Raw genomic sequence first — 22926 nt, 5'->3', positions numbered from 1 at the left:
CAGGCTGGGTTGGCGGAGCCCCACGACAAGGACGACGATCCGTTCACGATGATCGCGCCGCCGCGGCAGGGGTCGCTTTATCCGCGTCGCGTTCTCCTGTAACGGCTGAAACGTTGTCATTCGCAACGGCAGACCCTCTTGGAGGGCAGGGCAGCGTATCCGCCTCGACGCGGCGCGAATGAGAGGAGCCGAAGATGATTGCGACCGACATCGCGACGCGCGTCTGGAACCATACCTTCAAGCTCGACACGATCGTGCGCAGCCTGCTCGATACGGATTTCTACAAGCTGCTCATGCTGCAGATGATCCACGGGCTGCATCCGGATGTCGCGGCGACGTTCGCGCTGAACAACCGCAGCAAGCACGTGCGTCTCGCCGAGGTGATCGACGAGGGGGAACTGCGCGAGCATCTCGACCATACCCGCTCGCTCTCCTTCACCAAGCGCGAGATGATCTGGCTGGCCGGTAATACCTTCTACGGCACGCGACAGATCTTCCGCCCGAAATTTCTCGAGTGGCTGGAGGATTTCCGGCTGCCCGAATACGAACTGCGCCGGGTCGACGGCCAGTTCGAGCTGTATTTCCATGGGCCCTGGACCCACACGATGATGTGGGAGATTCCGGCGCTGGCGATCATCAACGAACTGCGCTCGCGCGCTGCGATGAAGGATTTCAAGCGCTTCGAGCTCGACGTCCTCTATGCCCGCGCCAAAGCCAAGATGTGGCAGAAGGTCGAGCAATTGCAGGCGCTCCCCGATCTGCGCATCTCCGATTTCGGTACCCGCCGCCGGCATTCCTTCCTGTGGCAGCGCTGGTGCGTGGAAGCGCTGAAGGAAGGTCTGGGCGACCGGCTGATCGGCTCCTCCAACGTGCTCTTGGCCATGGAAACCGATCTGGAAGCGATCGGCACCAACGCCCACGAGCTGCCGATGGTGCTGGCGGCGCTCGCCGACAGCGACGAGGAACTGCGCCGGGCGCCCTACGACGTCTTGAAAGAGTGGCAGAGCTATTACGGCGGCAATCTCCTGATCGTCCTGCCCGACACCTTCGGCACTCCGGCCTTTCTGAAGAACGCGCCGGCCTGGCTCGCGGAGTGGACCGGCTTGCGGCCCGACTCCGCCCCGCCGATCGAGGGCGGTGAGGAAATCATCGCCTGGTGGAAGCAAATGGGCGAGGACCCGCGCGAGAAGCTGCTGGTGTTTTCCGACGGTATGGATTCCGACACGATCGAGCGGACCTACCGGCATTTCGAGGGCCGGGTGCGCATGAGCTTCGGCTGGGGCACCAATCTGACCAACGATTTCCGCGGCACGGCGCCGGAGCCGATGAGCGGCCTCGACCCGATCTCGCTCGTCTGCAAGGTGGTCTCGGCGAATGGCCGGCCGGCGGTAAAGCTGTCGGACAACGCCGCCAAGGCCAGCGGCGAACCCTCCGCAATCGCCCGCTATCGCCGGGTGTTTGGCGAGGCCGCCTATGCGGAGCGCGCACTGGCGGTGTGAGGGCCTTGTTCGTCAATCGCCGATGGCGACACCCTCGCGGCGTGGGTCGGCGCCGCCCATCCGGCCGTCCGGGCCGATGACGATGCCGTGCAGGCCGGAGGTGAGTTCGCGCGCCTCGACCTCGAAGCCGAGATCGCGCAGCGGCTGGGCGAGGGCCTCGGCGGAAGTGCCTTCCTCCACATCGAACGTGCCGAAACGATTGACCAGATGCGGCATCGCGACCGCTTCCTGAACGTCCATGTCCCAGTCGATCAGTCCGATCAGTGCCTGGGCGACATAGCCGATGATGCGGCTGCCGCCCGGCGAGCCGATGGCGATGACCGGCTTGCCGTCCCGCATGACGATGATCGGCGCCATCGACGAGCGCGGCCGCTTGCCCGGCGCCACGGCATTGGCGATCGGCCGGCCATCCTCATCATGGGTCTCGAAGGAAAAGTCGGTGAGCTCGTTGTTGAGCAGAAACCCGCCGGTCATCAGCCGCGAGCCGAAGCCGTTCTCGATCGTCGTGGTCATCGAGACGACGTTGCCGGCGGCGTCGACGATCGAAAAGTGACTGGTCGAGGGCAGTTCGATCGCCGTGTCGTCGCCCATCAGCATCGCGTGGTCCCAGGGCGGCGAGCCGGGTTCGACTTCATCCTTCGACAACGCGCTTTCGCCCGACAGCCGCCTAGACCGGTCGTTCAGATACGCTTCGTCCAGAAGCCCCTTGAGCGGCATCGGCACGAAGTCGATGTCGGCCATGTAGCGGCCACGATCGGCGAAGGCGAGGCGCGAGGCATCGCCGATGAGGCGCCAGGCCTCGGGGCTCGTCGGGCCGAGCGCTGCGATGTCGAACGGTTCGATCAGGCCGAGGATCTGGCCGACGGTGAGTGCGCCGGAGGAGGGCGGACCCATGCCGCAGACATCGTATTGGCGATAGTCGACGCAGACTGGTGCGCGCTCGACCACCCGATAGGCGGCGAGGTCGGCCAGAGCGAGCTTGCCGGGATTGTCTGTCGCGTTCTGCACGGTCTCGACGATAGCTTGCGCGATCGGACCTTCGTAGAAGCCCTCCGCGCCCTTCTCGGCGATGGTCTCAAGAGTTTCCGCATAGGCCTCGTTTTTCAGCAGCGTGCCGACCGACAGCGGTTCGCCGTCGGTGCCGAAGAAGTAGTCGCGGGTCGCCGCAAAGCGGCCGAGGCGCTCCTTGTCCTCGGCGACGAGGTCGTTGAGGCGTTGCGAGACCTCAAAGCCGTTGCGTGCGAGGTCGATTGCCGGCTGGACGACATCCTTCCATGGCAGTTTGCCGTAGCGCTCGTGCGTGTCGAAGATCAGCTTCACCGTTCCCGGCGTGCCGACCGAGCGGCCGCCGACGACCGCGTCGTAGAATTTCAGCGGCTGGCCGGCATCGTCGAGAAACAGCTTCGGCGTCGCGGCGGCGGGCGCGGTCTCGCGGCCGTCGAAACTGGTGAGATTGCCTGCGCCGGCGTCAAAATAGACCAGGAAGGCGCCGCCGCCGAGACCCGACGATTGCGGCTCGACCAGACCGAGGACGAGCTGGACGGTGACCATCGCGTCGATGGCGCTGCCGCCCTGGCGCAGGATGTCCAGTCCGGCCTCGGCGGCGAGCGGATTGGCGGCGGCCACCATCTGCTTGTCGGCCCTGACCAGTGTCCTTGCGCCGGCCTCGGACGCGATTTCCGGCTGGATCGCGTCGGTGGCCTGCTCCTGGGCAAAGGCAAATGACGGGAAAAAGAGGCTGAGCCAGAGCAGGGCGGCAAGGGGTATCCTGGACATCGGCGCATCCTCTCCTGGCTGATCGGGGCCGAGCCTAGGCCAGTCGCGCGGCGGTGCAAAGCCCGGGCCGGACGCTTCGGTCGCGAGCCCCGCCGAACTTGCGATCATCTTCGTCGTCCGATGTTCGCACGGGGCAAGCAAACCCGGTCGGCTCGACCTGTTTCGTCTATGGTGGTATGCTGAAGGCCGTGTAGCCCCTGGCGTGGGCTATCTTGAGCTCCCATGAAGTCCCTTGATCTGGTGAATAAATGTCGCTACATAAAATGACGTGAGGATCACCTGCGATCCCGCGAAGCGCGAGACGACGTTGCGCGAACGCGGTCTCGATTTCATGCAGGCCGAGCGGGTGTTCGCGGGCCGGACGCTGACGCTCGAGGATGATCGGCGAGATTACGGCGAGACCCGGTTTCAGACCTACGGTGTTCTCGACGGCCGGGTCGTCATGGTCGTTTGGACACCGCGGGAAGACGTCCGCCACGTCATATCCATGAGGCACTGCCATGACCGTGAAGCCCAAAAAATCCGTCGCCGCCTGGGTTGATCAGGACGATGCACCGGCGTGGACGGACGCCATGTTCGACCGGGCCGAACTGGCCGAAGGCGGCAAGGTCATTCGGCCCGCAACCGGCACCGTTGCGCGGGGGCGTGGCCGGCCGCCTTCCGAAAACCCCAAGACACGGCTGACGCTCAGGCTCGACGCCGAGATCGTTCGGCATTTCCGCGCCACCGGTCCCGGCTGGCAGTCGCGGATCAACGATGCCTTGAAGGAACTGGTCCGGCGGGGATAGCGGGCGCCTCATCGGGCGCGCGACAGCCCCTACAGCGCCCGTAACCCGCCCTGTTCCGCCAACACCTCCAAATGATGATCCGCATCCCCAAAGGCGAGATCGATCATCGCCGTGCGCTTGAAGTGGTGGGCGACCTCGTATTCCATCGTCACGCCGACGCCGCCATGAAGCTGCACCGCGTTCCGGCCGATAAACGTCGCCGAGCGGCCGATCTGCACCTTCGCTGCTGAAATGGCCTCGCGCCGCGTTTCAGCGTCCGGCTCCGCGGCGTTCATGGTGGCGTAGAGCATCATCGAGCGGGCTTGTTCCAGCGCCATGTACATTTCGGCGCCGCGATGCTGGAGCACCTGGAAATCGCCGATCGCTACGCCGAACTGCTTGCGCTCCTTGAGATAGGCGATGGTCAGTTCGTGCATCCGCGCCATCGAGCCGACCGCTTCGGCCGAGAGCGCGGCGATGGTCTCGTCGACGACCCGCGCGATCGCCGGAAAGGCGCCCGCCGGATCGCCGAGGACATGAGACGCGGGAACCGACACGTTCTCGAAGCTCAGCTCCGCCGCGCGCATGCCGTCCTGGGTCGGATAGCCCCGGCGCGACAGGCCGCTCGCCCCGGCCGGAACATAGAACAGGCCGATGCCGGCCTCCTCGCCGGGCGCGCCGCTGGTGCGGGCGGTGACGATGAAGCCGTCGGCGCTGTTGCCGGAGAGCACCAGCGTCTTTTCGCCGGAGAGCTTGAAGCCGTCCCCGTCAGGCGTGGCCTTCAGCGCGATGAAGGCGGGATCATAGCGCGAATTCCGCTCGGCCCATGCGAAGGCGAGGCGGATCGAGCCGTCGGCAAGGCCCGGCACCCATTCGGCGCGCTGTTCGCTGCTGGCGGCATGGCGGATGGCGCCGCCGGCCATGACGATCGAGGCCAGATAGGGCTCGACGACGAGGCCGCGGCCGAAGGCCTCCATGACGATCATCGTCTCGACCGACCCGCCACCGAGGCCGCCGTCATCCTCGGCGAAGGGCACCGCCGTCAGGCCGAGTTCGGCGAAGGCCGCCCACATGTCGCGGCTGAAGCCGGGCTCCGCGGCTCGGTATTTGTTGCGCTGCTCGAAGCCGTAGCGATCCAGGATCAGGCGCTCGACCGAGTCCTTGATCATGGCCTGTTCGTCGGAGAGGTCGAAATCCATGCGTTTGTGTCCTGCGTGAAAGGCTGGGGCGCGGCCGGTCTTGCCGGAGCGAGTTCAGAGGCCGAGGATCGCCTTGGCGATGATGTTCTTCTGGATCTCGTTGGAGCCGCCGTAGATCGACACCTTGCGGTAGTTGAAATAGCCGGGCGCCAGCGGCGCGGCGTAGTCCGGCCCGACCGGCGGCTCGTTTCGCCCCTCGTCGCGCGACGGCTCGTAGGGCAGGGCGTAGGGGCCGATCGCCTCCATCAACAGCTCGGTGGTCGCCTGCTGCAGCTCCGAGCCCTTGATCTTGAGGATCGAGGAGGCCGGGTCCGGCTTGCCGTGGGCGCGCTTGGCCTCGGCCGACAGCACCCGCAGCTGGGTCATTTCCAGCGCCTTCAACTCGATTTCCACCGCCGCGACCTTCTCGCGGAAGCGGCGGTTCTCCCAGACCGGCACGGAGCCGGCGAACTCCAGCTTGGCGATCTCCTTGAGGCGGCGGATGCGCTCCTTGGAGGCGCCGACGCGGGCGATGCCGACGCGCTCGTGGCCGAGCAGGAATTTGGCGTAGTCCCAACCCTTGTTTTCCTCGCCGACCAGGTTTTCGACCGGCACGCGCACATCGTCGAAGAACACCTCGTTGACCTCGTGGCCGCCGTCGATGGTCTGGATCGGGCGGACGGTGACGCCCGGCGTCGTCATGTCGATCAACAGGAAGGAGATGCCCATCTGCTTCTTCGGCGCGGCCGGGTCGGTGCGCACCAGGCAGAAGATCCAGTCGGCGTATTGGCCGAGGGTCGTCCAGGTCTTCTGGCCGTTGACGACGTAGTGGTCGCCGTCCTTCTCGGCTTTTGTCGTCAGGCCGGCGAGATCGGAGCCGGCGCCCGGCTCGGAAAAGCCCTGGCACCACCAGTCGTCGAGATTGGCGATGCGCGGCAGGAATTTGGCCTTCTGCGCGTCGTTGCCGAAGGTGTAGATGACCGGGCCGACCATGTTGTGGCCGAAGGGCAGCATCTGCGGGGCCGGCGCCTGCTGGAGTTCGTCCTGGAAGATGTATTGCTGGACCGGCGACCAGCCGGTGCCGCCGAACGCTTCCGGCCAGTGCGGCACCGACCAGCCCTTGTCGTTGAGAATCCGCGTCCAGCGCACCATGCCGTCCTTGCCGACCGAGCGGCCGTCGCGCAGCGCGGCGGTGACTTCGTCGGGCACATGATCGCGGATGAAGGCGCGGACTTCGTCGCGGAAGGCCGTCTCTTCCTCGGTGAAGCGCAGGTCCATGGGCTTGATCCTTCGTTCCGGCCGCAAAGGCGTGCGGGCAGTGCGCGGATCGCGAAAACCACGGGCCGCCATTTGCCTCAGATGTGACGCCGCCCTAGCGTGGTGTCAACGCGACCGGGCCGCCCATGCGATCCGGATACCCGCCGGCCTTTTCTGCGCCGGGATCGCTTCAATTGCGAATGGACACGTCCACATGATCCTCATCAACCACGCGGCGACGCTGGACAATGACGGCGCCATCGCCCTTCTGATGCTGCACAACCCGCCGGTGAACGCGTTGTCGCAAGTGCTGCGCGAGGGCATCGCGGCGGGCATCGAAGCGGCCGCCGCTGACGATGCGGTCAAGGCCATCGTGCTGATCTGCGAGGGCCGGACCTTTATCGCCGGGGCCGACATCAAGGAGTTCGGCAAGCCGATGGAAGGCCCGTCGCTGCGCGAGCTGGAGGATATGGTCGAGAACTGCCCCAAGCCTGTGATCGCGGCGCTGCACGGCACGGCGCTGGGCGGCGGGTTGGAACTGGCGCTCGCCTGCCACTATCGCATCGCGGTGCCCTCGGCGAAGCTCGGCCTGCCGGAGATCAAGCTCGGCATCATTCCCGGCGCCGGCGGCACCCAACGGTTGCCACGGATGATCGGGTTGAAACGCGGGCTCGACATGATCCTCACCGGCACGCCGGTGGGCGCGGCGACGGCGCAAATGCTCGGTATCGTCGACGAACTGGCCGTCGGCGAATTGCGCGCCGAGGCAGTGCGGTTCGCAAACGACATCCTCCGGGAGGGACGGCCGCTGCGCAAGGTCAGCGAGGAAGACGACCGGCTGGCGCGTGAGGGCATCGACGCGGCCATCGCGGAAGCCCGCGCCGCCCATGGCCGCAAGATGAAGGGCTTCGACAGTTTCGACAAAGCGCTGGAAGCGGTCGCCAACGCGGCGCGGCTGCCCTTCGCGGAGGGCATGGCGCGCGAGAGCGACATCTTCGCCGAGCTGCTCGGCGGCATCCAATCGAAGGCGCAGCGCTATGTCTTCGGCGCAACACGGGCGGCCGCCAAGATCCCCGATATTGCTGCCGATACGCCGACCCGGCCGATCCGCACCGTCGGCATCATCGGCGCCGGCACGATGGGCGGCGGCATCGCCATGAATTTCCTCTCGGCCGGCATCCCGGTAACCATCGTCGAGGCCAAGCCGGAGGCGCTGGAGCGCGGCACCGGCATCATGCGGGCAAACTACGAGGCTTCCGCGAAAAGGGGCCGCATCCGCCCGGAAGACGTCGACAAGGCGATGGGCCTGCTCTCGCCGTCGCTGGACATGGCCGATCTCGCCGATTGCGACCTGATCATCGAGGCGGCGTTCGAGGAGATGGCGGTGAAGAAGGACATCTTCGCCAGGCTCGACGGCATCGCCAAGAAGGGCGCGATTCTCGCCTCCAACACCTCCTATCTCGATATCGACGCAATCGCCTCGAGCACCAAGCGGCCCGAGGACGTGATCGGTCTGCATTTTTTCTCGCCGGCCAATATCATGAAGCTGCTGGAGGTGGTGCGCGGCGAGAAGACCGCGACGGACGTGATCGCCGCGGCGATGAAGCTCGGCCGCGACATCGGCAAGACGGCGGTGCTGGTCGGCGTCTGCCACGGTTTCGTCGGCAACCGCATGCTCAACGCTCGCCAACGCGAGGCGAACAAGCTGATCCTGGAAGGCGCGATGCCCTGGGATGTCGACAGGGTGCTGACCGATTTCGGCCTGCCGATGGGGCCGTTCCAGATGGCCGACCTCGCCGGCCTCGACCTTGGATGGAACCGCGAGACCTCGAAGGGCGAGACCATTCGCGAGCAGCTGTGCGAGGCGGACCGACGCGGCCAGAAGACCGGCGCGGGCTTTTACGACTACGACGACAAGCGCAAAGGCTCGCCATCCAAGCTGGTGGAGAAAATTATCCGCGCCAAGTCGCGCGAGGAGGGCATCAAACGCCGGAATATCTCCGACGACGAAATCCTCCAACGGCTCGTCTACCCGATGATCAACGAGGGCGCGAAGATCCTCGACGAGGGCATCTCGTTCAGGGCATCGGACATCGATGTGGTGTGGATCAACGGCTATGGCTGGCCGGTCTATCGCGGCGGGCCGATGTTCTTCGCCGACACGATAGGGCCGGAGGTGGTTCTGGCGAAGATGCGCGAGTTGGAGGAGCGGAGGGGCGAGGATTTTACACCCGCGCCGCTGTTGGAGCGGATCGTCGAAGAGGGGCGGAGCTTTACCGGCGCGGCCTGAACGGCTCACGGTCTTTCGATCGCGGGACTTTTTCCCGTATCCGCTTGGCGGGGAGCCGAAAGTCCACGGACCCCTTCACCTGCGCCGGGTGCCGTCATACTCATGGGAAAATGGCGAGAACGGCAGGAGGGAGGACATGATGGCCAACAGCCGCTCACGCATCAGGTGGATCGCCGCGATGGTCGCGTCCGCCCTGCTTCTGCCCGCCGGATATGCCAGCGCTCAATCGGCGCTTCCGCCGGACAGGGTTGTCGGCCCCGCCGGCGCGTTCAAGATCCCGACGACCGGCAGCGTGCCGAATGCCGCCATCGCCGACTATCCGACCGACGTGACGGCCGACTACGTGTTCGGCTGCATGGCCAGCAACGGCAACACGCGCACCGCGCTGGAGCAATGCTCCTGCTCCTTCGACGTCGTCGCGTCGCTGCTTCGCTATGAGCGCTACGTCGAGGCCTCGACCTTCCTGTCGATGGGGCAGGTGACGGGGGAGAAGGGCGTTCTGTTCCGCACCAGCGCCGAGGCCAAGTCGGCCGTCGGCGACCTCAGGCGCGCCCAGGCCGAAGCGGAAATCCGCTGCTTCGATTGAGAGCGCCGCCGCCGAGTCCAGTCGCCGCTTTCAATCAAAAGCTTTAAAAGCCGTAGCTGCCCCGATCGTCAGGACTGTTCCGGGACAAAGGTCTTTTCGAAGACCTTGCCCTCGGTGTCCGTTGCCTTGGCGTGGAAGGGCACCGACGGATCGCCGGTATAGTTGAAGCGGAAGCTCGGATCCTCGGAGATCGAAATCCCGCCGGTCATCGAGAACAAGCGCTCGCCGCCGAGATCGACCGCGAGATCGGTGATGAAATGCGCCGGGATATAGAGAAGCGTCACCTGATCCTTCTGCAACCCGGAATTGTTCGGATGCCGGATCATCAGCTGCGCCTCATGCGTCGCCGTGCCGCCGATATCCGCCGCGGCGAAGGCGCGCAGTTTCATCTGGCCCATCTGCTTGGCGGCGACTTCCGCGTCCTTCGCCGCCGGGGCGGCGCAGCCGCCGGCCGCCTTGACGTATTGCTTGGTGACATAGAGCGTGCCGTCGGCCGCTTCGGCCACCGCGTGGATATCGGTGTAGGCGTTGACCCTGACGCGGGTCGACAATTCGGTGAGGCCGGAGCCTTCGGCGATCTCGAAGGTCGCGGCCACCGGCGCGGGGTTCTCGTCGATCACCAGCGTCACCTTACGAATGTTCATGGCGGAATCGAGCGTCAGCTTGATCGGCACGATCGCCGGGTCAGTGGCACGGCGTGGCGCTTCCAGCATGATCGCATCGGTGCCCTCGATCAGCGGCCGGTCGCCGAACAGGTCGTCCTTCAGGCCGGGCCAGGCGGATTCCATGGCGGCGGCCGCCGCTTCGGCGGGCGAGAGCGTCGATTGGGCAAACGCGGCAGGCGTGGAGAGCGTAAAAGCGGAAGCGGCGAGAACGGCGAGCGAAAGAACGCTGGCCAGCGAGGTCCGCCGACGGGACCCGTGCGTCGCCTGACGGTGCGGCCCGGCATGAGCGTCCAGCATGACAATCTCCCAATTTTCGTCGCGAGTGCCCGTTCGCTCGTCAGCTAATGTGACGACATTGCCAGGCGAGGACAAGGGAGGGCCGTCTCAACTCGCCTTGATCAATCCGGGAGAGCCGGACAGAAGCCGCGCCGTGCGCGGGGTCATTCCCATTCCAGCTCGGCGAAGGCGGCGGTGGCGTTGCGGGCGTTGAAGGCGTCGAAGACCCGCCATTTACCGGCCTCGCTCCGTCCGGCGGTCTTGACCGCGTCGGCTAAGGGCACGCCATCGGCGATCGCCTGGCGAAGGTCGGATGCGAGCCTTTCAAGATAGGCCGTCTGTGGCGGGATCGCCTGCGGCCATGGCGCGCTGGCCGGCCCGTGGCCGGGCACGACGCGGCTTGCCGGAAGCGCCGCGAGCTCCGGCGTCTGGTCGAGCCAGCCCTTGAGGCTGCCGTCGATCACCGGCACATGCTTCATGAAGACGAGATCGCCGGCAAACAGCGTTCCGGTCGCCGCGTCGAGGACAGTCAGGTCGTTGTCCGTATGGGCGGTGCCCCAGGCCTTCAGTGTCAGCTTGCGATTGCCGAGATCGATGATTCGCTCGTTCTCGACGGTTTCGTCCGGGAGTGTGACGGTGACTTCGTCGGCGAGCGCCGGGCCGAGCTGTTCGCGCATCGACTGCTTGTAGAAATCCGCCCGTGCGGCGAGCGCGGCGGGCAGCTTGCGATGCCCGATCAGCGTCGCGCCGGCCACCTTGAACACCTGGTTCCCGAAGATGTGATCGGGATGCATATGGGTGTTGACGAGGTAGCGGACCGGCTTGTCGGTGACCGCGCGGATCGCCTGCAAGGCCGAGCGGGCGACCGCGACGCTGCCGCCACTGTCGATCACCGCCACGGCGTCGTCGCCGATCACAACACCGATATTGGCGATGTCGCCCTGGTTTTGAGGGCTGGTCTCCTCGACCAGACCGGCGTGGACGTAGATTCCGGGGGCGATCTCCTCCAACGCCAGTGGCGCAGCGAAAGCAGCGGCGGCGCCAGCGAAGGCGGCGAGGGCAACCAGGGTCGCCGCTGCGCAGCGCCGGAGGAATGTAAGACGCGTCGACATGACTCCATCAGACATGCCCGCGCGCTGTGGGGCAAGACCACCGGCGGTTCCATGGCGCGTGACCGGTCCTGCGGCGATTCGACACCACTACGGTCGGTGCCGTCTCGCCGAAGACGCCGCAGACCGGCGACGGGAATGTGGCTTGGTGATGCGGTGCCATTGCTTGGAGAGGCGATGGACAGTTTTTCTGACGTCGGCTTGGTGGGCGCGCGCGCTGCCGCAACAGCCGCCGGGCAAGCAAACCTCCTCAACGCCGCGAAGTAACAGGAGGTTCTCGGCAAGTGTGGGGACCGGTCCTGCTCTATAGAGCGACGATATATTGCGATGCACACCAAAAATGCTGCGTCGCACATAGGAAAAGTGCCATTCGGAGCTTGCGCAGGAAAAATTCCCGAACTAGCATCGCGTCATGGTTTCCGGCTTCAAGGTCGCAGTGTTGGGAGCGCTGCGAGTCCTCGAAGGCCACGGTAGGTGTCGATCAACGGTGCCCACCAAGACCCCTATTGGCGGTCGTGACACGCTGCCGGAAACCTTCCCCCAGACTATCGTTGGCTCAACGTTCGTCGGCAATCCTGCCGTCACGCGTCACCGCTACAGTTCCTTGGGAGGACACCGATGTTCAAGACAATCACGAAGGCCGCGCTGGCATCCAGCCTGCTCATCTCGATCGGGGCGGGCGCCTCGGCGAACGAGAAACTGCAGGAGATGCAGGGCGACGCCGCGCAGTGGGTAATGCCCACGGGCAACTACGCCAATCAGCGCTACTCGACGCTGGACAAGATCAACAAGGACAACGTCGGCGACATGGTCCCGGCCTGGGGCTTTTCGACCGGCGTTCTGCGCGGCCACGAGGGCTCGCCGCTCGTCGTCGGTGACACGATGTACGTGCACACGCCGTTCCCCAACATCGTCTATGCGCTCGACGCCAAGAACGACGGCGAGATCAAGTGGAAATACGAGCCCAAGCAGGATCCGAACGTCATCCCGGTGATGTGCTGCGACACGGTCAATCGCGGCGTTGCCTACGCGCCGGCGCAAGGTGACGGCGGCAAGGACCTGGTGATCCTGCATCAGGCCGACACGACCGTCGTCGCGCTCGACGCCGCAACCGGCGAGCAGGTTTGGTCGGTGAAGAACGGTGATGCGTCGAAGGGCGAGACCGGTACCGCGGCGCCGATGGTGTTCAAGGACAAGGTGCTGATCGGTATTTCGGGCGGCGAGTTCGGCGTGCGCGGTTCCATCACCGCCTACAACGTTTCCGATGGTACGCAGGCCTGGCGGGCCTATTCTACCGGCCCGGACGACGAGATGCTGTTCGATCCCGAGAAGACCATGGAACTCGGCAAGCCGGTCGGCGCGGATTCCTCGCTCAACAGCTGGGAAGGTGACCAGTGGCAGATCGGCGGCGGCACGACCTGGGGTTGGTTTGCCTATGATCCCGAACTGAACCTGATCTATTACGGGACCGGCAACCCCTCGACCTGGAACCCGGCGCAGCGGCCCGGCGACAACAAATGGTCGATGGCGATCATGGCGCGCGATGCCGACACCGGCGTGGCGAAGTGGGTCTATCAGATGACCCCGCATGACGAGTGGGACTTCGACGGCGTCAACGAGATGATCCTCGCGGACATTGACGTCGACGGTACGCCAACCAAGGCGCTCGTCCACTTCGACCGCAACGGTTTCGCCTACACGATGAACCGTGAGACCGGCGAATTGCTGGTCGCCAAGAAGTACGATCCGGCCGTCAACTGGGCGACCGAAGTCGTCATGGACAAGGAATCCGACCAGTACGGCCGCCCGCAGGTGGTCGCGGAGTATTCGACCGAGCAGAACGGCGAGGACACCAACTCGACCGGTATCTGCCCGGCGGCGCTCGGCACCAAGGATCAGCAGCCGGCGGCCTATTCGCCGGAGACCAAGCTGTTCTACGTGCCGACCAACCACGTCTGCATGGACTACGAGCCGTTCCGCGTCGCCTATACGGCCGGACAGCCTTACGTCGGCGCGACCCTGTCGATGTACCCGGCGCCCGACAGCCATGGCGGCATGGGCAACTTCATCGCCTGGGACGCTGGCAAGGGCGAGATCGTCTGGTCGCTGCCCGAGCAGTTCTCGGTGTGGTCCGGTGCTTTGGCCACCAAGGGCGGCATCGTCTTCTACGGAACGCTCGAGGGCTATCTGAAGGCTGTCGACGCCAAGACGGGCGAGGAACTCTACAAGTACAAGACCCCGTCGGGCATCATCGGCAACGTGATGACCTACGAGAATGAAGGCAAGCAGTATGTCGGCGTTCTCTCCGGCATCGGCGGCTGGGCTGGTATCGGCCTCGCGGCGGGCCTCACCGATCCCAGTGCCGGTCTCGGCGCGGTCGGCGGCTATGCGGCGCTGTCGAAATACACCGCCCTCGGCGGCGCGCTGACGGTGTTCACGGTCCCGGACCAGACGGCCGCGAAATAAGCCACAAGACGGGGCCCCACTCTTTGCGGAGCGGGGCCCCGATGCGTGACGAGAGGGCCCGATGTCAGGCTTCGGCCTTGATGCCGGGCCATTGTTTTGGAGGGCCGTGGGCGCCCTGCCATCATCGCCGAGAAGCCGGGCCGAGGATTCGCCCGCGTGTCGATCCGTGAGGTTTGAATGAATTCCAAGTTGATTGCGTTTGCTGGCATCGTGCTTCTTTCGGCCAGTAGCCTGACCTTCGCGCAGAGCGACGGAACCACCATCGTGCCTGCGGGCCAACAGGCGCCCGACGCGGCCAAGCCGGCCGCTGATGCGCCGGTAACGGCCGATGACACGACAACGACCGCCAAGGAAGCCCCTGCCCAGGCCTCCACCGCAAGCGGCGAAAAGGCGATGGCGAGCGGCGAGACCATGAAGGTCGACGCGCATCCGTCGAAAGATACGGCGAGCGAAGGCAACCAGCCGAGCGAAGGCGAAGAGGGCAAATTCGTCGATCCTGCTGGAAACCCGACCTACAGCATGACCGAAGACGGCACCGCCGATTGGTACACCTGGCGTGGCTACAAGAAATACGGCGCCAACTGCCTGCAGTGCCACGGCCCGGATGGTCTGGGTTCGTCCTTCGCCCCGAACCTGACGGAATCGCTGCAGACTCTGAGCTATTTCGACTTCGTCGGCGTCGTCGTCAGTGGTCAGCAGAACCAGTGGAATTCGTCCGGAAATTCGATCATGCCGGCCTGGGGCGAAGACCCGAACGTGATGTGTTCGCTCGACGCGATCTATATCTATCTGCGCGCCCGCACCGACGGCGTGGTCGGCCGCGGCGAGCCAAAACGCCCGGCGAAGAACGAGGCGGGGCAGAAGGCCGAATACGACTGTCTGGGATTTTGATGCGATGATCCGCTTCGTCACAGCGGCTGTCGGCATCGCGAGCGCCCTTTCGTTGGCGATGCCGGCGGCGGCCCAGGACCGGGAGTTTGGCGGCGAGATCGAGCTCGTCGATCCGAACGTGCTGCGGGTGTGCGCGGACCCCAACAACTTGCCGTTTTCCAACGAGGCCGAAGCGGGCTTCGAGCAAGAGGTCGCCCGGTTCCTCGCCGACAAGCTGGGGCGGCAATCGGTGTCCTACACCTACTTTCCGCAGGCGACCGGCTTCGTGCGGATGACGCTCGGCTCCAATCTGTGCGACGTCATCATGAGCTATCCGCAGGGCGACGAGCTGGTTCAGAACACCAACGCCTATTACCGGACCGCCTATGCGCTGGTCTATCCGAAGGACGGCGATCTCGCCGGTGTCGAGACGATCGCGGACCCGAAGCTGAAGGACAAACGCATCGGCATCGTCGCCGGGACGCCGCCGGCCACGTATCTCGCCCGCGCCGGCCTGATCGGCAAGGCCAAACCCTACCAGTTGATGATCGACACGCGGTTCGACAATTCCGCCAAGGCGATGATCGACGATCTCGACAGTGGCGAGATCGACGCGGCGATCCTCTGGGGGCCGATGGCCGGCTATTACGCCAAGGAGTCGGGCGAGGACTACGCCGTCGTGCCGCTGACGCACGAGGGCAAAGGCCCGGCGACGACCTTTCGGATCACCATGGGCGTCCGCGCCTCCGACCAGCAATGGAAGCGCACGCTTAACCAAGCGATCCAGGATTATCAGGGCGAGATCGACGAAATCCTGTTGTCCTACGGCGTGCCGCTGCTCGACGAAGAGGATCGGCCGATCGTGTCGAAGAGCGGTGAGCCGGCGCCGGAATCGCGGGAGCCGAAGGGATGAGAGCGGCCCGCCCGCCGGCCGGCCTGTTTGGCTTGGTTCGCACGAGGGCTCTCATCTGGATACTCTTGGCGCTCGTCCTCGCGCCGTCGTCAGCGTCGGCAAAGGAAGATGCTGTGGTCCCGGCGCCCGAGATCGCCGTCGAAGAACCAACTACCGCAACCGTTCCCCAGCCCGAGCCCGAGGACTATCGGACCGAGGCCTATCGGGCGCCGGTCCCGGCCAGTCTTGCGGGCGGTACCGTCGTCGATACGGCAGCCGCCAAGACGCTGCATGACGAGGGTGCGGCCTTCGTTGACGTCCTGCCGCGCGCGCCACGGCCGAAGGGCCTGCCCGCCGATACCATCTGGCGGCCGAAGCCACGCAGCAATATTCCGGGCTCGATCTGGCTGGTCGACACCGGCTATGGCGAGCTAGCGCCGGCGATGGAGCGTTATCTCATCGACGGGCTCGTCGCGGTCACGCAAGGCGACAAGAGCCGACCCGTGGTCATCTACTGCCTGCGCGATTGCTGGATGAGTTACAACGCCGCCAAGCGCGCGATCCGCGCCGGCTTTGCGGCCGTCTACTGGTATCCGGACGGCACCGATGGCTGGGCCGAAGCCGGCTACGCGCTGGCGCCGTCCGAGCCGGAGCCGCGGCCGGACGAATAGACGCGCGTTTCGAGCCGTCCGATCACAGCGCGCTGGCAATCGCCCGGCCGAGGCCGAAGGCGCGCTGTTCGATCAGCACCGGCACTTCGCAGACATAGGTGAGGGATTGCCGGCGTTCGTCGAAGATGCGGGTGTCCCAGAGAAGCGCCTGTCGGGCCTCCTCGATCTTAGTCGGCGAGGCGTCCGACCGCTGCCGCAGATCGGCGAAGTCGGCGCTCTGCTCGCGCAGCCTCTTCGCCAGCGCCTTCTGCTTGGCGCCGTAGCGCTCGATACCTACCATCACCTCGCCGCGCTCCTTGTTCAGGCGGTCGAGGATGTCGGTAACGATCGCGGTCGCCGTCGCCCCGCGCCCGTTCTCGGGAAGCTCGGCGACGAAGTCCTTGACCATCATTGCGGCTTCATCGAGCGGCAGCCGGCGCGCGACAATTTGGTCGGCCAGCACTCGCATCGCGTCGGTCCGCTCGACATTCGCTGCATTGGCGACGTCCGGGCCATTCCAGATCTGCGCCGGGGAGATCGTCTCGACGCGGCGCTGGATGCAGGGCCAGTCGGTGGTGCCCTTTTCCGGTGTCCGGGCGAAGCTCATCGGGCTGACCGGAGTTTCGGCTGGCGACGGCGGCTTCGCCTCCTCGGCTTCCGGCGCGTTGACGGGCGGCGGACCGGGCAGCACGAAGCCTTCGGGGATGTCGCGCGGCGCCGCGCCGTCCTGGGCGGTCGCGGGAAGGACGGCCAAGTGCGATAGAAGCGCGAGCGAGCCCGCGACAAGCGCGATTCCACCCATCCGACGGTGTGCGTTCGTGGACATGAAAGCCTCTCTTCGATCGCGGCTCTGGTGGCGGGCTACTGGCGTTTGCGACTGATCAAGCCGCGCGCCGGATCGTAGGCGAGAATGGCGCCGCCGAGGAAAACGATGGTGCAACCGATGACAACGGCGAGCGCCTGCCAGTTGATCTCGCCGTAAAGCGCGAAGCGCACCAGTTCTACCGCGTGGGTGAACGGGTTGAACAGGGTGATCGTATAGAGAAGCGGGCTGGACTCCTGCACCCGCCAGAGCGGGTAGAGCGCGGAGGAGGCGAAATACATCGGGAAAATCACGAAGTTCATGACTCCGGCGAAATTCTCCAGCTGCTTGACCAGCGAGGACAGGAGCATGCCGAGCGAGCCGAGCATCAGCCCGGTGAGGATCAGCGCCGGCAGGACGGTGAGATAACCGGTCCAATGCGGCTGGACTTCCCAGAACCAGGCGATGGCGAAGAACACATAGACCTGGACGATGCCGACAGCGACACCGGCGGCGAGCTTGGAGACGAGCAGGAACCAGCGCGGCAGCGGCGAGACGAGCAGCGTCTTCATCGCGCCGGTCTCGCGGTCGTAGACCATCGACAGCGACGACTGCATGCCGTTGAATAACAGGATCATGCCGACGAGGCCGGGCGTGATGTAGACCTCGTAGAGGATGTAGGTCTGATAGGGTGGTGTGATCGAGACGCCGAGCACCTGACGAAAACCCGCCGCGAAGATGAACAGCCAGAGCAGCGGGCGTACCAGCGCCGAGACGAAGCGCTCGCGCTGATGCAGGAAGCGCAGCGCCTCGCGCCAGACGATGCCGCGAAAGCAGATGAGATAGGCAGATAGCGGAAAGCCGCTGGGGGTTGCGTCCGCCGGAACGCTTGCCGAGGTGCTCACGAGGCCATCTCCGGTTCGACGGTGCTCTTGGCCAATCCGGTGAGGCGGGTGAAGGCATCTCGGATCGAGCCGGCGCTTTCCGCCGCGACGATATCGGGGACGTTCCCCTCGGCCAGAACCTTGCCATTGTGGAGCACCACGACCCGGTCGGTCTCGTCGATCTCGTCGATGAGATGGGTGGCCCACAGAACGCTGACGCCTTCCTCCTTCACTAGCCGCCGCACTTCCGAGACGATTTCGGCGCGCGAGCGGATGTCGAGCCCAACCGTCGGCTCGTCGAGCAGGATGAGGCGCGGTCGGTGCATGAAGGCACGGACGATCTCGATGCGGCGGAGCTGGCCGCCGGAGAGATTGCGCGCCTTCTCGCCCATCCGGTCGATGAGTTCGGAGCCTTGGAGGATCTCCGCGATCCGCAGTTTGGCGTCCGCGCCGGTCATGCCGTGCAGGGCGGCGTGGTATTTGAGGTTCTGGCGGATCGACAGGTCGAGATCGAGCGTGCGGGCCTGGAAGACCACGCCGAGGCGGCGCAGCGCCTCGCCCGGCTCCTCGTTCAGGCGGCGGCCGAGAATACGGATTTCGCCATCACGGACATTGAACAGCCGGGTCACCAGCGAGAACAGCGTCGACTTGCCGGCACCGTTGGGGCCGAGGAGCGCGGTGAACGAGCCCTGCGGAACCGCGAACGAGACGTCGTCGAGGGCCTTTCGGTCGCCATAGGAATGGCTGACACGACGGACGTCGAGCGCGGGAGGGGCGTCCGGCGCCCCGGCGCTGAGGTCGGGTGTCATGGGCGCGGCATCCAAGGCCATCGTGCTCCGTTGCGGTCGGTGGGATCCGCCGGCAGCCTATCGCGGGCCCGGCCGGGAAGACAGTGGCGGCGGGCGGTCCGTGACGGCGCCAACTCCCGCGCTATGGCACGATGGTGATCGTGCCCTTCATGCCCTGTTCTTCACCGAGGCCCTCGACATACCAGTCGTAGCGGCCGGGCCGGGTGGTCTGAAACTGCACGGTGATCACGCCGGTCGCGTCGAATTCCAGCCAGGCCGGCGGGCCGGCCATATGCACCTCGAGGTCGGATATGACGATCTGGTTCATCCAGACATTGCGGAAGAAGCCGGGCGCGTGGAGCTTGTATTCGAGCCCGCCCTCGGACGCGATGTCCCAGCGATAGGCCTGGTTGGCCCTGAGATAGATGTCGGTGTGGCTGACGGTGAACGCGCTGTCGGGGCCGCCGAGGACCAGCGGTGTGACGATCTGGCTCGACAGCGAGACGGGCGGCAGGCCAATCTGGTCGCCGTTCAGGGCGCTCGCCGGCATCAGTTCGGAGCCCTTCGGGATGGTCAGCTCCTCAGCCGTTGGCACCATCGCGGCGCCGGTCGCGTCATCGTCATCGTCGTCGTCACTATCAGCGGCCGCCTCTCCGGCTGCTCCCGCGTCCTGCGCGGCAACGACCGTGATCGGCGCGAAGGCGAGGATTGCCGCCATCAGCAAGAGCCAGATTCGTTTCATCGCTCGGTTCTCTCCCAAAAAGTCCGCGTTATGCGCCTCGCTCCGTCCGCCGACTCATTCGCCAGGCGTGACGGCGACGCCCCAGGGCTGCTGCCCGACCTGGACAGACTTGATCACCTCGTCATCCGCGACGTCGATGATCGAGATGTCGTTGGAGACGCCGTTGGTGGTGAAGAGATGCGTTTCGCCCGGCGAGAAGGCGAGCTGCCAGACCCGCTGGCCGACGAGCAGATAATCGAGAACCTCATAGGTCTCGGCATCGATGACGGCGACGCGGTTGGCCGGCCCGAGCGCCACATAGGCCTTCTTGCCGTCGGCGGTGATCCGCACGCCGACCGGCTGGATCGCCTCGGAGCGGATGCCCTGGATCTGGAAGGTGATCTTCGCCTTGATCTCCTTCGTGGCCGCGTCGATCACGCTGACCGTGCCGCCGATCTCGGCCGATACCCAGACCTCCGAGCCGTCCCGCTTGTACTCGGCGAAACGGGGCCGGGAATCGACCAGGACGTTGGCGGTGATCTGGTGGCTGTCGCTGTCGATGAAATGGGCCATGTTCGTCGTTTCCGACGTGTTGGCGATGGTTGTCCCGTCGGGCGAGACCGCCATCCCCTCCGGCTCGACGCCGACCGGGATTTCCGCGAGGCGCGCCCCGGTTTGAAGATCGATGGCGGTGACGAGATTGTCGTCCTCATTGGCGACGTAGAGCCGCTTGCCGTCCGGCGACAGGATCAGCAGTTCGGGATCAGGGCCGGAGGGCAGGGTCTTGAGAAACTTGTAGGTCGCCGTGTCGTAGACCTGGATGGTGTCGTCGTCGCTGGCGCAGACGAAGATCTGGCTGCCGTCGGCGCTGACGGCGATGCCGCGCGGCCGCTGGCCCACCTTGAAGGTGTCGATGACCTCGAAATTCTCCGAGTCGAGGACGGTGATGTCGTTGCCCTTCTCGTTGGACACGAAAATCTTGTAGGCGAAAGCCGGAGTCGCGGAGAGCGCGAGCAGGCCAGCCAATGCCATCAAAGGCAGTCGTTTCATCACCCGCTGGTTCCTCCCCTGCGATGGGCCACAGATTGCGCTCTTCCGTCCGCGCGCCGACCGCTTGGGCGCTACGCTATCCCGCCGTTTCCAGGCGTTACAACGGGATAACTTCCCGTCTTCCCGAAAGTCGTGGGGGTCGGCGAAACTCATGGCCGCTCGCGATCGAGCATGCGGCCGCCTTTGCTCTCCAGCGCGAAGCGGACGAGGTCGGAGGTGCGGTCGACGCCGAGCTTCTCCTTCATGCGCGAGGAGGTGTTGGCGATGGTCTTGTAGGCGACGCCGAGCCCTTGCGCGATGTCGGTGAGGCTCTTGCCCTCGCCGAGCATGTGCAGGATCTGCAATTCGCGCCGCGACAGCTCCTTCGTTCCCCCCTCGGAGGTCTCGTGGCGGGCCATCAGCGCCGTCGTCTCGCTGTCGACATAGCTTTCGCCAACCAGCGCCTTTTCGATCGCCACCAGCAGCTCGTCGGTCGGAGCGCTCTTCGACACATAGCCGAGCGCGCCGTCGCGCCGGGCCGAGGCGGCATAGACGATGTCGGAATACATCGAGAACACGACGATCTTCGCCTTCGGGTCGTCGGCGCGCAGCCGCCGCAGGGCGTCGAGGCCGCTGCCGTTCTTCAGATTGATGTCGAGGATGGTCACGTCCGGCCGGAACTTGCGGAACTCCGCCAGCGCCTCGGACGGCGTCTCCGCCTCGGCGATCGCAGTGGCTGGCAGCGCCTCGACCAGCCGCCTGACGCCGTCGCGCACCACCGTGTGATCGTCGACGATCAGGATCTTCATGCCGCGTCTCCACCCATGCCGGAGACTACCGCGCCGGGGGGCGCGCTGTCACGGGGAAGCGGCACCCGGCCTTCCAGCCGCACGCCCGGCGGGAACGGCACCTGCGACACCGTCAGTTCGCCGCCGGCCGCCTCGACCCGCTCGCGCATGCCGAGAAGGCCGAAACCGCCGTCCGTGCCGGGCTCGGCGAGGCCGCCGCCATCGTTGACGACGCTGAAGGCGAGATGCGTCTCGCTGGACGCGACGCGGACGGTGACCCGCGTCGGCGCGCCGTGGCGCAGCGCGTTGTCAAGCCCTTCGCGCACCGCCCGGTGGACCAGCACCTCCAGCGGCCCGCCCCAGTCGCCTTCGGCCAGCTCGGCGGAAAACGCCACGTCGCCGTGGCGGCGGGACAGCTCCGCGATCAGTTCCTCGATCGCCGCCTTGAGGCCCAATCCCGGCGTCAGGCCTGGCCGAAGATCGGAGAGGATGCGCCGTACCTCCTGTCTGGCGCGATGGGCGGCGGTCTTGATCGCCTCGGCGCGGCCCGTCACCGGATCGCCGCCCTCGGCGCTCCTGGCGAGGCGGGCGATCGCCGAGGCGTCGACGTCGATGGCAAACAGCAGCGGCCCGATGTCGTCGTGGAGATCGCGGGCGAGATCGGCCCGCTCCTCGTCCTGCAGCCGCAACAGCTGTTCCGACAGGCGGCGGTTGCGGGCGGAGATTTCGACAAGCCGCGCCGCCATCTCGTTGCAGCGGGTGGCGAGCACCCGCATTTCCGGTGGGCCGGACGGCGCGATGCGGCTTGCGTAATCGCCCGTGCCGATGCGGGCGAAGGCCGCCTGGATCGCCTCGAGCGGCCGCAGCGCCCGGTCGGCGACCACCCAGATGGCCGCGAAGGCGAGCAGCACGAACAGGACGAGGCTGCCGAGGCCGAGGCCAAGATCGGTCCAGCTGGTGGCGATCTCGTTGCGCGGATCGATCGAGACGGCGACGGCGGTCATCGGCAAAGCGGCGCCCGACAGCGGCATCACCGTGGTCGAGGTATCCGGCGCGAGCAGGCGGACGAACCAGTCCGGCAGGGCGCCGTAATCCTTGGCCGGGGTGGAAAAATCGCGGACCGCGCCGGTGGAATCGATCAGCAGCACCTGCACATGCCGGTCGCCGTTGAAGGCGCGCACGAAGCTGGCAAGTTCCGCCGCCGTGTCGCGCGAGGCGGGCAGCTTGGCGACGAGCTGGGCGACCCGGTTGGCGGCGACGCTGCGCGCGGCGGAGAGCTCGGCGGCAACGTTCTTCGTCGCCTGATCGTAGGTCAACACCCCGCCGATGATCAGGATCGCGACGAACGCGGCGCTCAAGGTGGCGGCAAGGCGGGTTTTGAGGGACACGGGCGGGAGGCTGACCGGGGTTCGACGAGGTTTCACAGCCGCGCGCGAAGGCGAGGCGCTCGGCGGAGGCTATGCGGGAAGAAGGACGGGGGGAAGGGTTGGCGCGCACCGTTTTGGAGGAACAGTACTCGGGGCGGTCGCTAGCACTGATGTCTCAGGGGAATGTCGATCATGCAAGTCTTAATCAATGCATAAACTATGCTTCATATAGAATTTCTTAAGGCGTCCCTGTGATGGTGTGTCTC

Annotated in this window: 21 protein-coding genes; 9 read left to right on the top strand and 12 right to left on the bottom strand. The window is 65.8% G+C overall.

The window, feature by feature from the left end; genetic code table 11:
• The first annotated feature begins 194 nt into the window (after positions 1-194).
• Positions 195-1499 carry a nicotinate phosphoribosyltransferase gene (gene pncB / locus VQ044_RS04970; RefSeq protein WP_327625520.1) on the top strand — a complete coding sequence of 435 codons (1305 nt, stop codon included), beginning with the start codon at positions 195-197 and terminating at the stop codon, positions 1497-1499.
• A 12-nt stretch (positions 1500-1511) separates the two neighbouring features.
• On the opposite strand, the gene ggt is transcribed toward pncB, so the two are convergent.
• Positions 1512-3275: a gamma-glutamyltransferase gene (gene ggt, locus VQ044_RS04965; RefSeq protein ID WP_327625521.1), complete on the bottom strand. Its 1764-nt coding sequence runs from the start codon at positions 3273-3275 to the stop codon at positions 1512-1514.
• 331 nt (positions 3276-3606) lie between these two features.
• Here ggt and VQ044_RS04960 point away from each other — a divergent pair, with 331 nt between their 5' ends.
• The gene (locus VQ044_RS04960) at positions 3607-3816 is read left to right on the top strand and encodes a BrnT family toxin (protein ID WP_327645697.1); all 210 of its coding nucleotides are present in this window, start codon (positions 3607-3609) and stop codon (positions 3814-3816) included.
• Entirely contained in the window at positions 3776-4063 is a 288-nt protein-coding gene (locus tag VQ044_RS04955) for a BrnA antitoxin family protein (protein ID WP_327645657.1), read from the top strand. Before VQ044_RS04960 ends, VQ044_RS04955 begins: the two co-directional genes overlap by 41 nt.
• A gap of 29 nt (positions 4064-4092) precedes the next feature.
• On the opposite strand, the gene VQ044_RS04950 is transcribed toward VQ044_RS04955, so the two are convergent.
• On the bottom strand, positions 4093-5241 hold the full coding sequence (locus VQ044_RS04950; RefSeq protein ID WP_327645656.1) for an acyl-CoA dehydrogenase family protein: 1149 nt from the start codon (positions 5239-5241) through the stop codon (positions 4093-4095).
• A gap of 54 nt (positions 5242-5295) precedes the next feature.
• Positions 5296-6498: a pimeloyl-CoA dehydrogenase large subunit gene (gene pimC / locus VQ044_RS04945; RefSeq protein ID WP_327645655.1), complete on the bottom strand. Its 1203-nt coding sequence runs from the start codon at positions 6496-6498 to the stop codon at positions 5296-5298.
• A 193-nt stretch (positions 6499-6691) separates the two neighbouring features.
• On the opposite strand from pimC, the gene VQ044_RS04940 reads away from it, so the two are divergent.
• Positions 6692-8767, top strand: coding sequence for a 3-hydroxyacyl-CoA dehydrogenase NAD-binding domain-containing protein (locus VQ044_RS04940; RefSeq protein ID WP_327645654.1), 2076 nt, complete (start codon positions 6692-6694; stop codon positions 8765-8767).
• Between the two features lie 274 nt (positions 8768-9041).
• The gene (locus tag VQ044_RS04935; protein ID WP_442872929.1) at positions 9042-9353 is read left to right on the top strand and encodes a hypothetical protein; all 312 of its coding nucleotides are present in this window, start codon (positions 9042-9044) and stop codon (positions 9351-9353) included.
• A gap of 68 nt (positions 9354-9421) precedes the next feature.
• On the opposite strand, the gene VQ044_RS04930 is transcribed toward VQ044_RS04935, so the two are convergent.
• Together VQ044_RS04930 and VQ044_RS04925 are read right to left on the bottom strand one after the other, a co-directional pair.
• Positions 9422-10315: a quinoprotein dehydrogenase-associated SoxYZ-like carrier gene (locus VQ044_RS04930; RefSeq protein WP_327645651.1), complete on the bottom strand. Its 894-nt coding sequence runs from the start codon at positions 10313-10315 to the stop codon at positions 9422-9424.
• A gap of 143 nt (positions 10316-10458) precedes the next feature.
• Complete coding sequence (locus VQ044_RS04925; protein WP_327645649.1) at positions 10459-11406, bottom strand: quinoprotein relay system zinc metallohydrolase 2; 948 nt, start codon at positions 11404-11406, stop codon at positions 10459-10461.
• Positions 11407-12021: 615 nt separating this feature from the next.
• Between VQ044_RS04925 and VQ044_RS04920 the strand changes: the two genes are divergently transcribed.
• The 4 genes from VQ044_RS04920 (at position 12022) to VQ044_RS04905 (ending at position 16302) form a co-directional block, all read left to right on the top strand.
• Complete coding sequence (locus VQ044_RS04920) at positions 12022-13869, top strand: methanol/ethanol family PQQ-dependent dehydrogenase (protein ID WP_327645647.1); 1848 nt, start codon at positions 12022-12024, stop codon at positions 13867-13869.
• Positions 13870-14046: 177 nt separating this feature from the next.
• A complete protein-coding gene (locus tag VQ044_RS04915; protein ID WP_327645645.1) occupies positions 14047-14760 on the top strand; it encodes a c-type cytochrome, methanol metabolism-related in 714 nt (237 codons plus the stop codon).
• 4 nt (positions 14761-14764) lie between these two features.
• On the top strand, positions 14765-15652 hold the full coding sequence (locus VQ044_RS04910; RefSeq protein WP_442872928.1) for a substrate-binding domain-containing protein: 888 nt from the start codon (positions 14765-14767) through the stop codon (positions 15650-15652).
• Positions 15649-16302, top strand: coding sequence for a PQQ-dependent catabolism-associated CXXCW motif protein (locus tag VQ044_RS04905; protein ID WP_327645643.1), 654 nt, complete (start codon positions 15649-15651; stop codon positions 16300-16302). The genes VQ044_RS04910 and VQ044_RS04905 overlap by 4 nt, the downstream gene beginning before the upstream one ends.
• 22 nt (positions 16303-16324) lie before the next feature.
• Here VQ044_RS04905 and VQ044_RS04900 read toward each other — a convergent pair whose 3' ends face one another.
• From VQ044_RS04900 to VQ044_RS04870, 7 genes are all read right to left on the bottom strand, one after another.
• The gene (locus VQ044_RS04900) at positions 16325-17107 is read right to left on the bottom strand and encodes a hypothetical protein (RefSeq protein WP_327645641.1); all 783 of its coding nucleotides are present in this window, start codon (positions 17105-17107) and stop codon (positions 16325-16327) included.
• 35 nt (positions 17108-17142) lie between these two features.
• Positions 17143-17922 (bottom strand): ABC transporter permease, encoded by a 780-nt coding sequence (locus VQ044_RS04895; protein ID WP_327645694.1) that lies wholly within the window; start codon positions 17920-17922, stop codon positions 17143-17145.
• A gap of 62 nt (positions 17923-17984) precedes the next feature.
• On the bottom strand, positions 17985-18776 hold the full coding sequence (locus tag VQ044_RS04890; protein WP_327645639.1) for an ABC transporter ATP-binding protein: 792 nt from the start codon (positions 18774-18776) through the stop codon (positions 17985-17987).
• A 121-nt stretch (positions 18777-18897) separates the two neighbouring features.
• Positions 18898-19497, bottom strand: a complete 600-nt coding sequence (locus VQ044_RS04885; protein WP_327645636.1) for a hypothetical protein — start codon at positions 19495-19497, stop codon at positions 18898-18900.
• 54 nt (positions 19498-19551) lie between these two features.
• Positions 19552-20526, bottom strand: a complete 975-nt coding sequence (locus VQ044_RS04880) for a YVTN family beta-propeller repeat protein (RefSeq protein WP_327645634.1) — start codon at positions 20524-20526, stop codon at positions 19552-19554.
• A 149-nt stretch (positions 20527-20675) separates the two neighbouring features.
• Positions 20676-21314, bottom strand: coding sequence for a response regulator transcription factor (locus tag VQ044_RS04875; protein WP_327645632.1), 639 nt, complete (start codon positions 21312-21314; stop codon positions 20676-20678).
• The gene (locus VQ044_RS04870) at positions 21311-22681 is read right to left on the bottom strand and encodes a sensor histidine kinase (protein ID WP_327645631.1); all 1371 of its coding nucleotides are present in this window, start codon (positions 22679-22681) and stop codon (positions 21311-21313) included. The genes VQ044_RS04875 and VQ044_RS04870 overlap by 4 nt, the downstream gene beginning before the upstream one ends.
• Positions 22682-22926 lie beyond the last annotated feature (245 nt).

Origin of the sequence: Aurantimonas sp. C2-5-R2 (genome assembly GCF_036549495.1) — a bacterium.
Taxonomy (GTDB): domain Bacteria; phylum Pseudomonadota; class Alphaproteobacteria; order Rhizobiales; family Rhizobiaceae; genus Aurantimonas; species Aurantimonas coralicida_A.
Note: the sequence above shows the minus strand (reverse complement) of the source record. Positions and strands in the feature narration are given on the sequence as shown.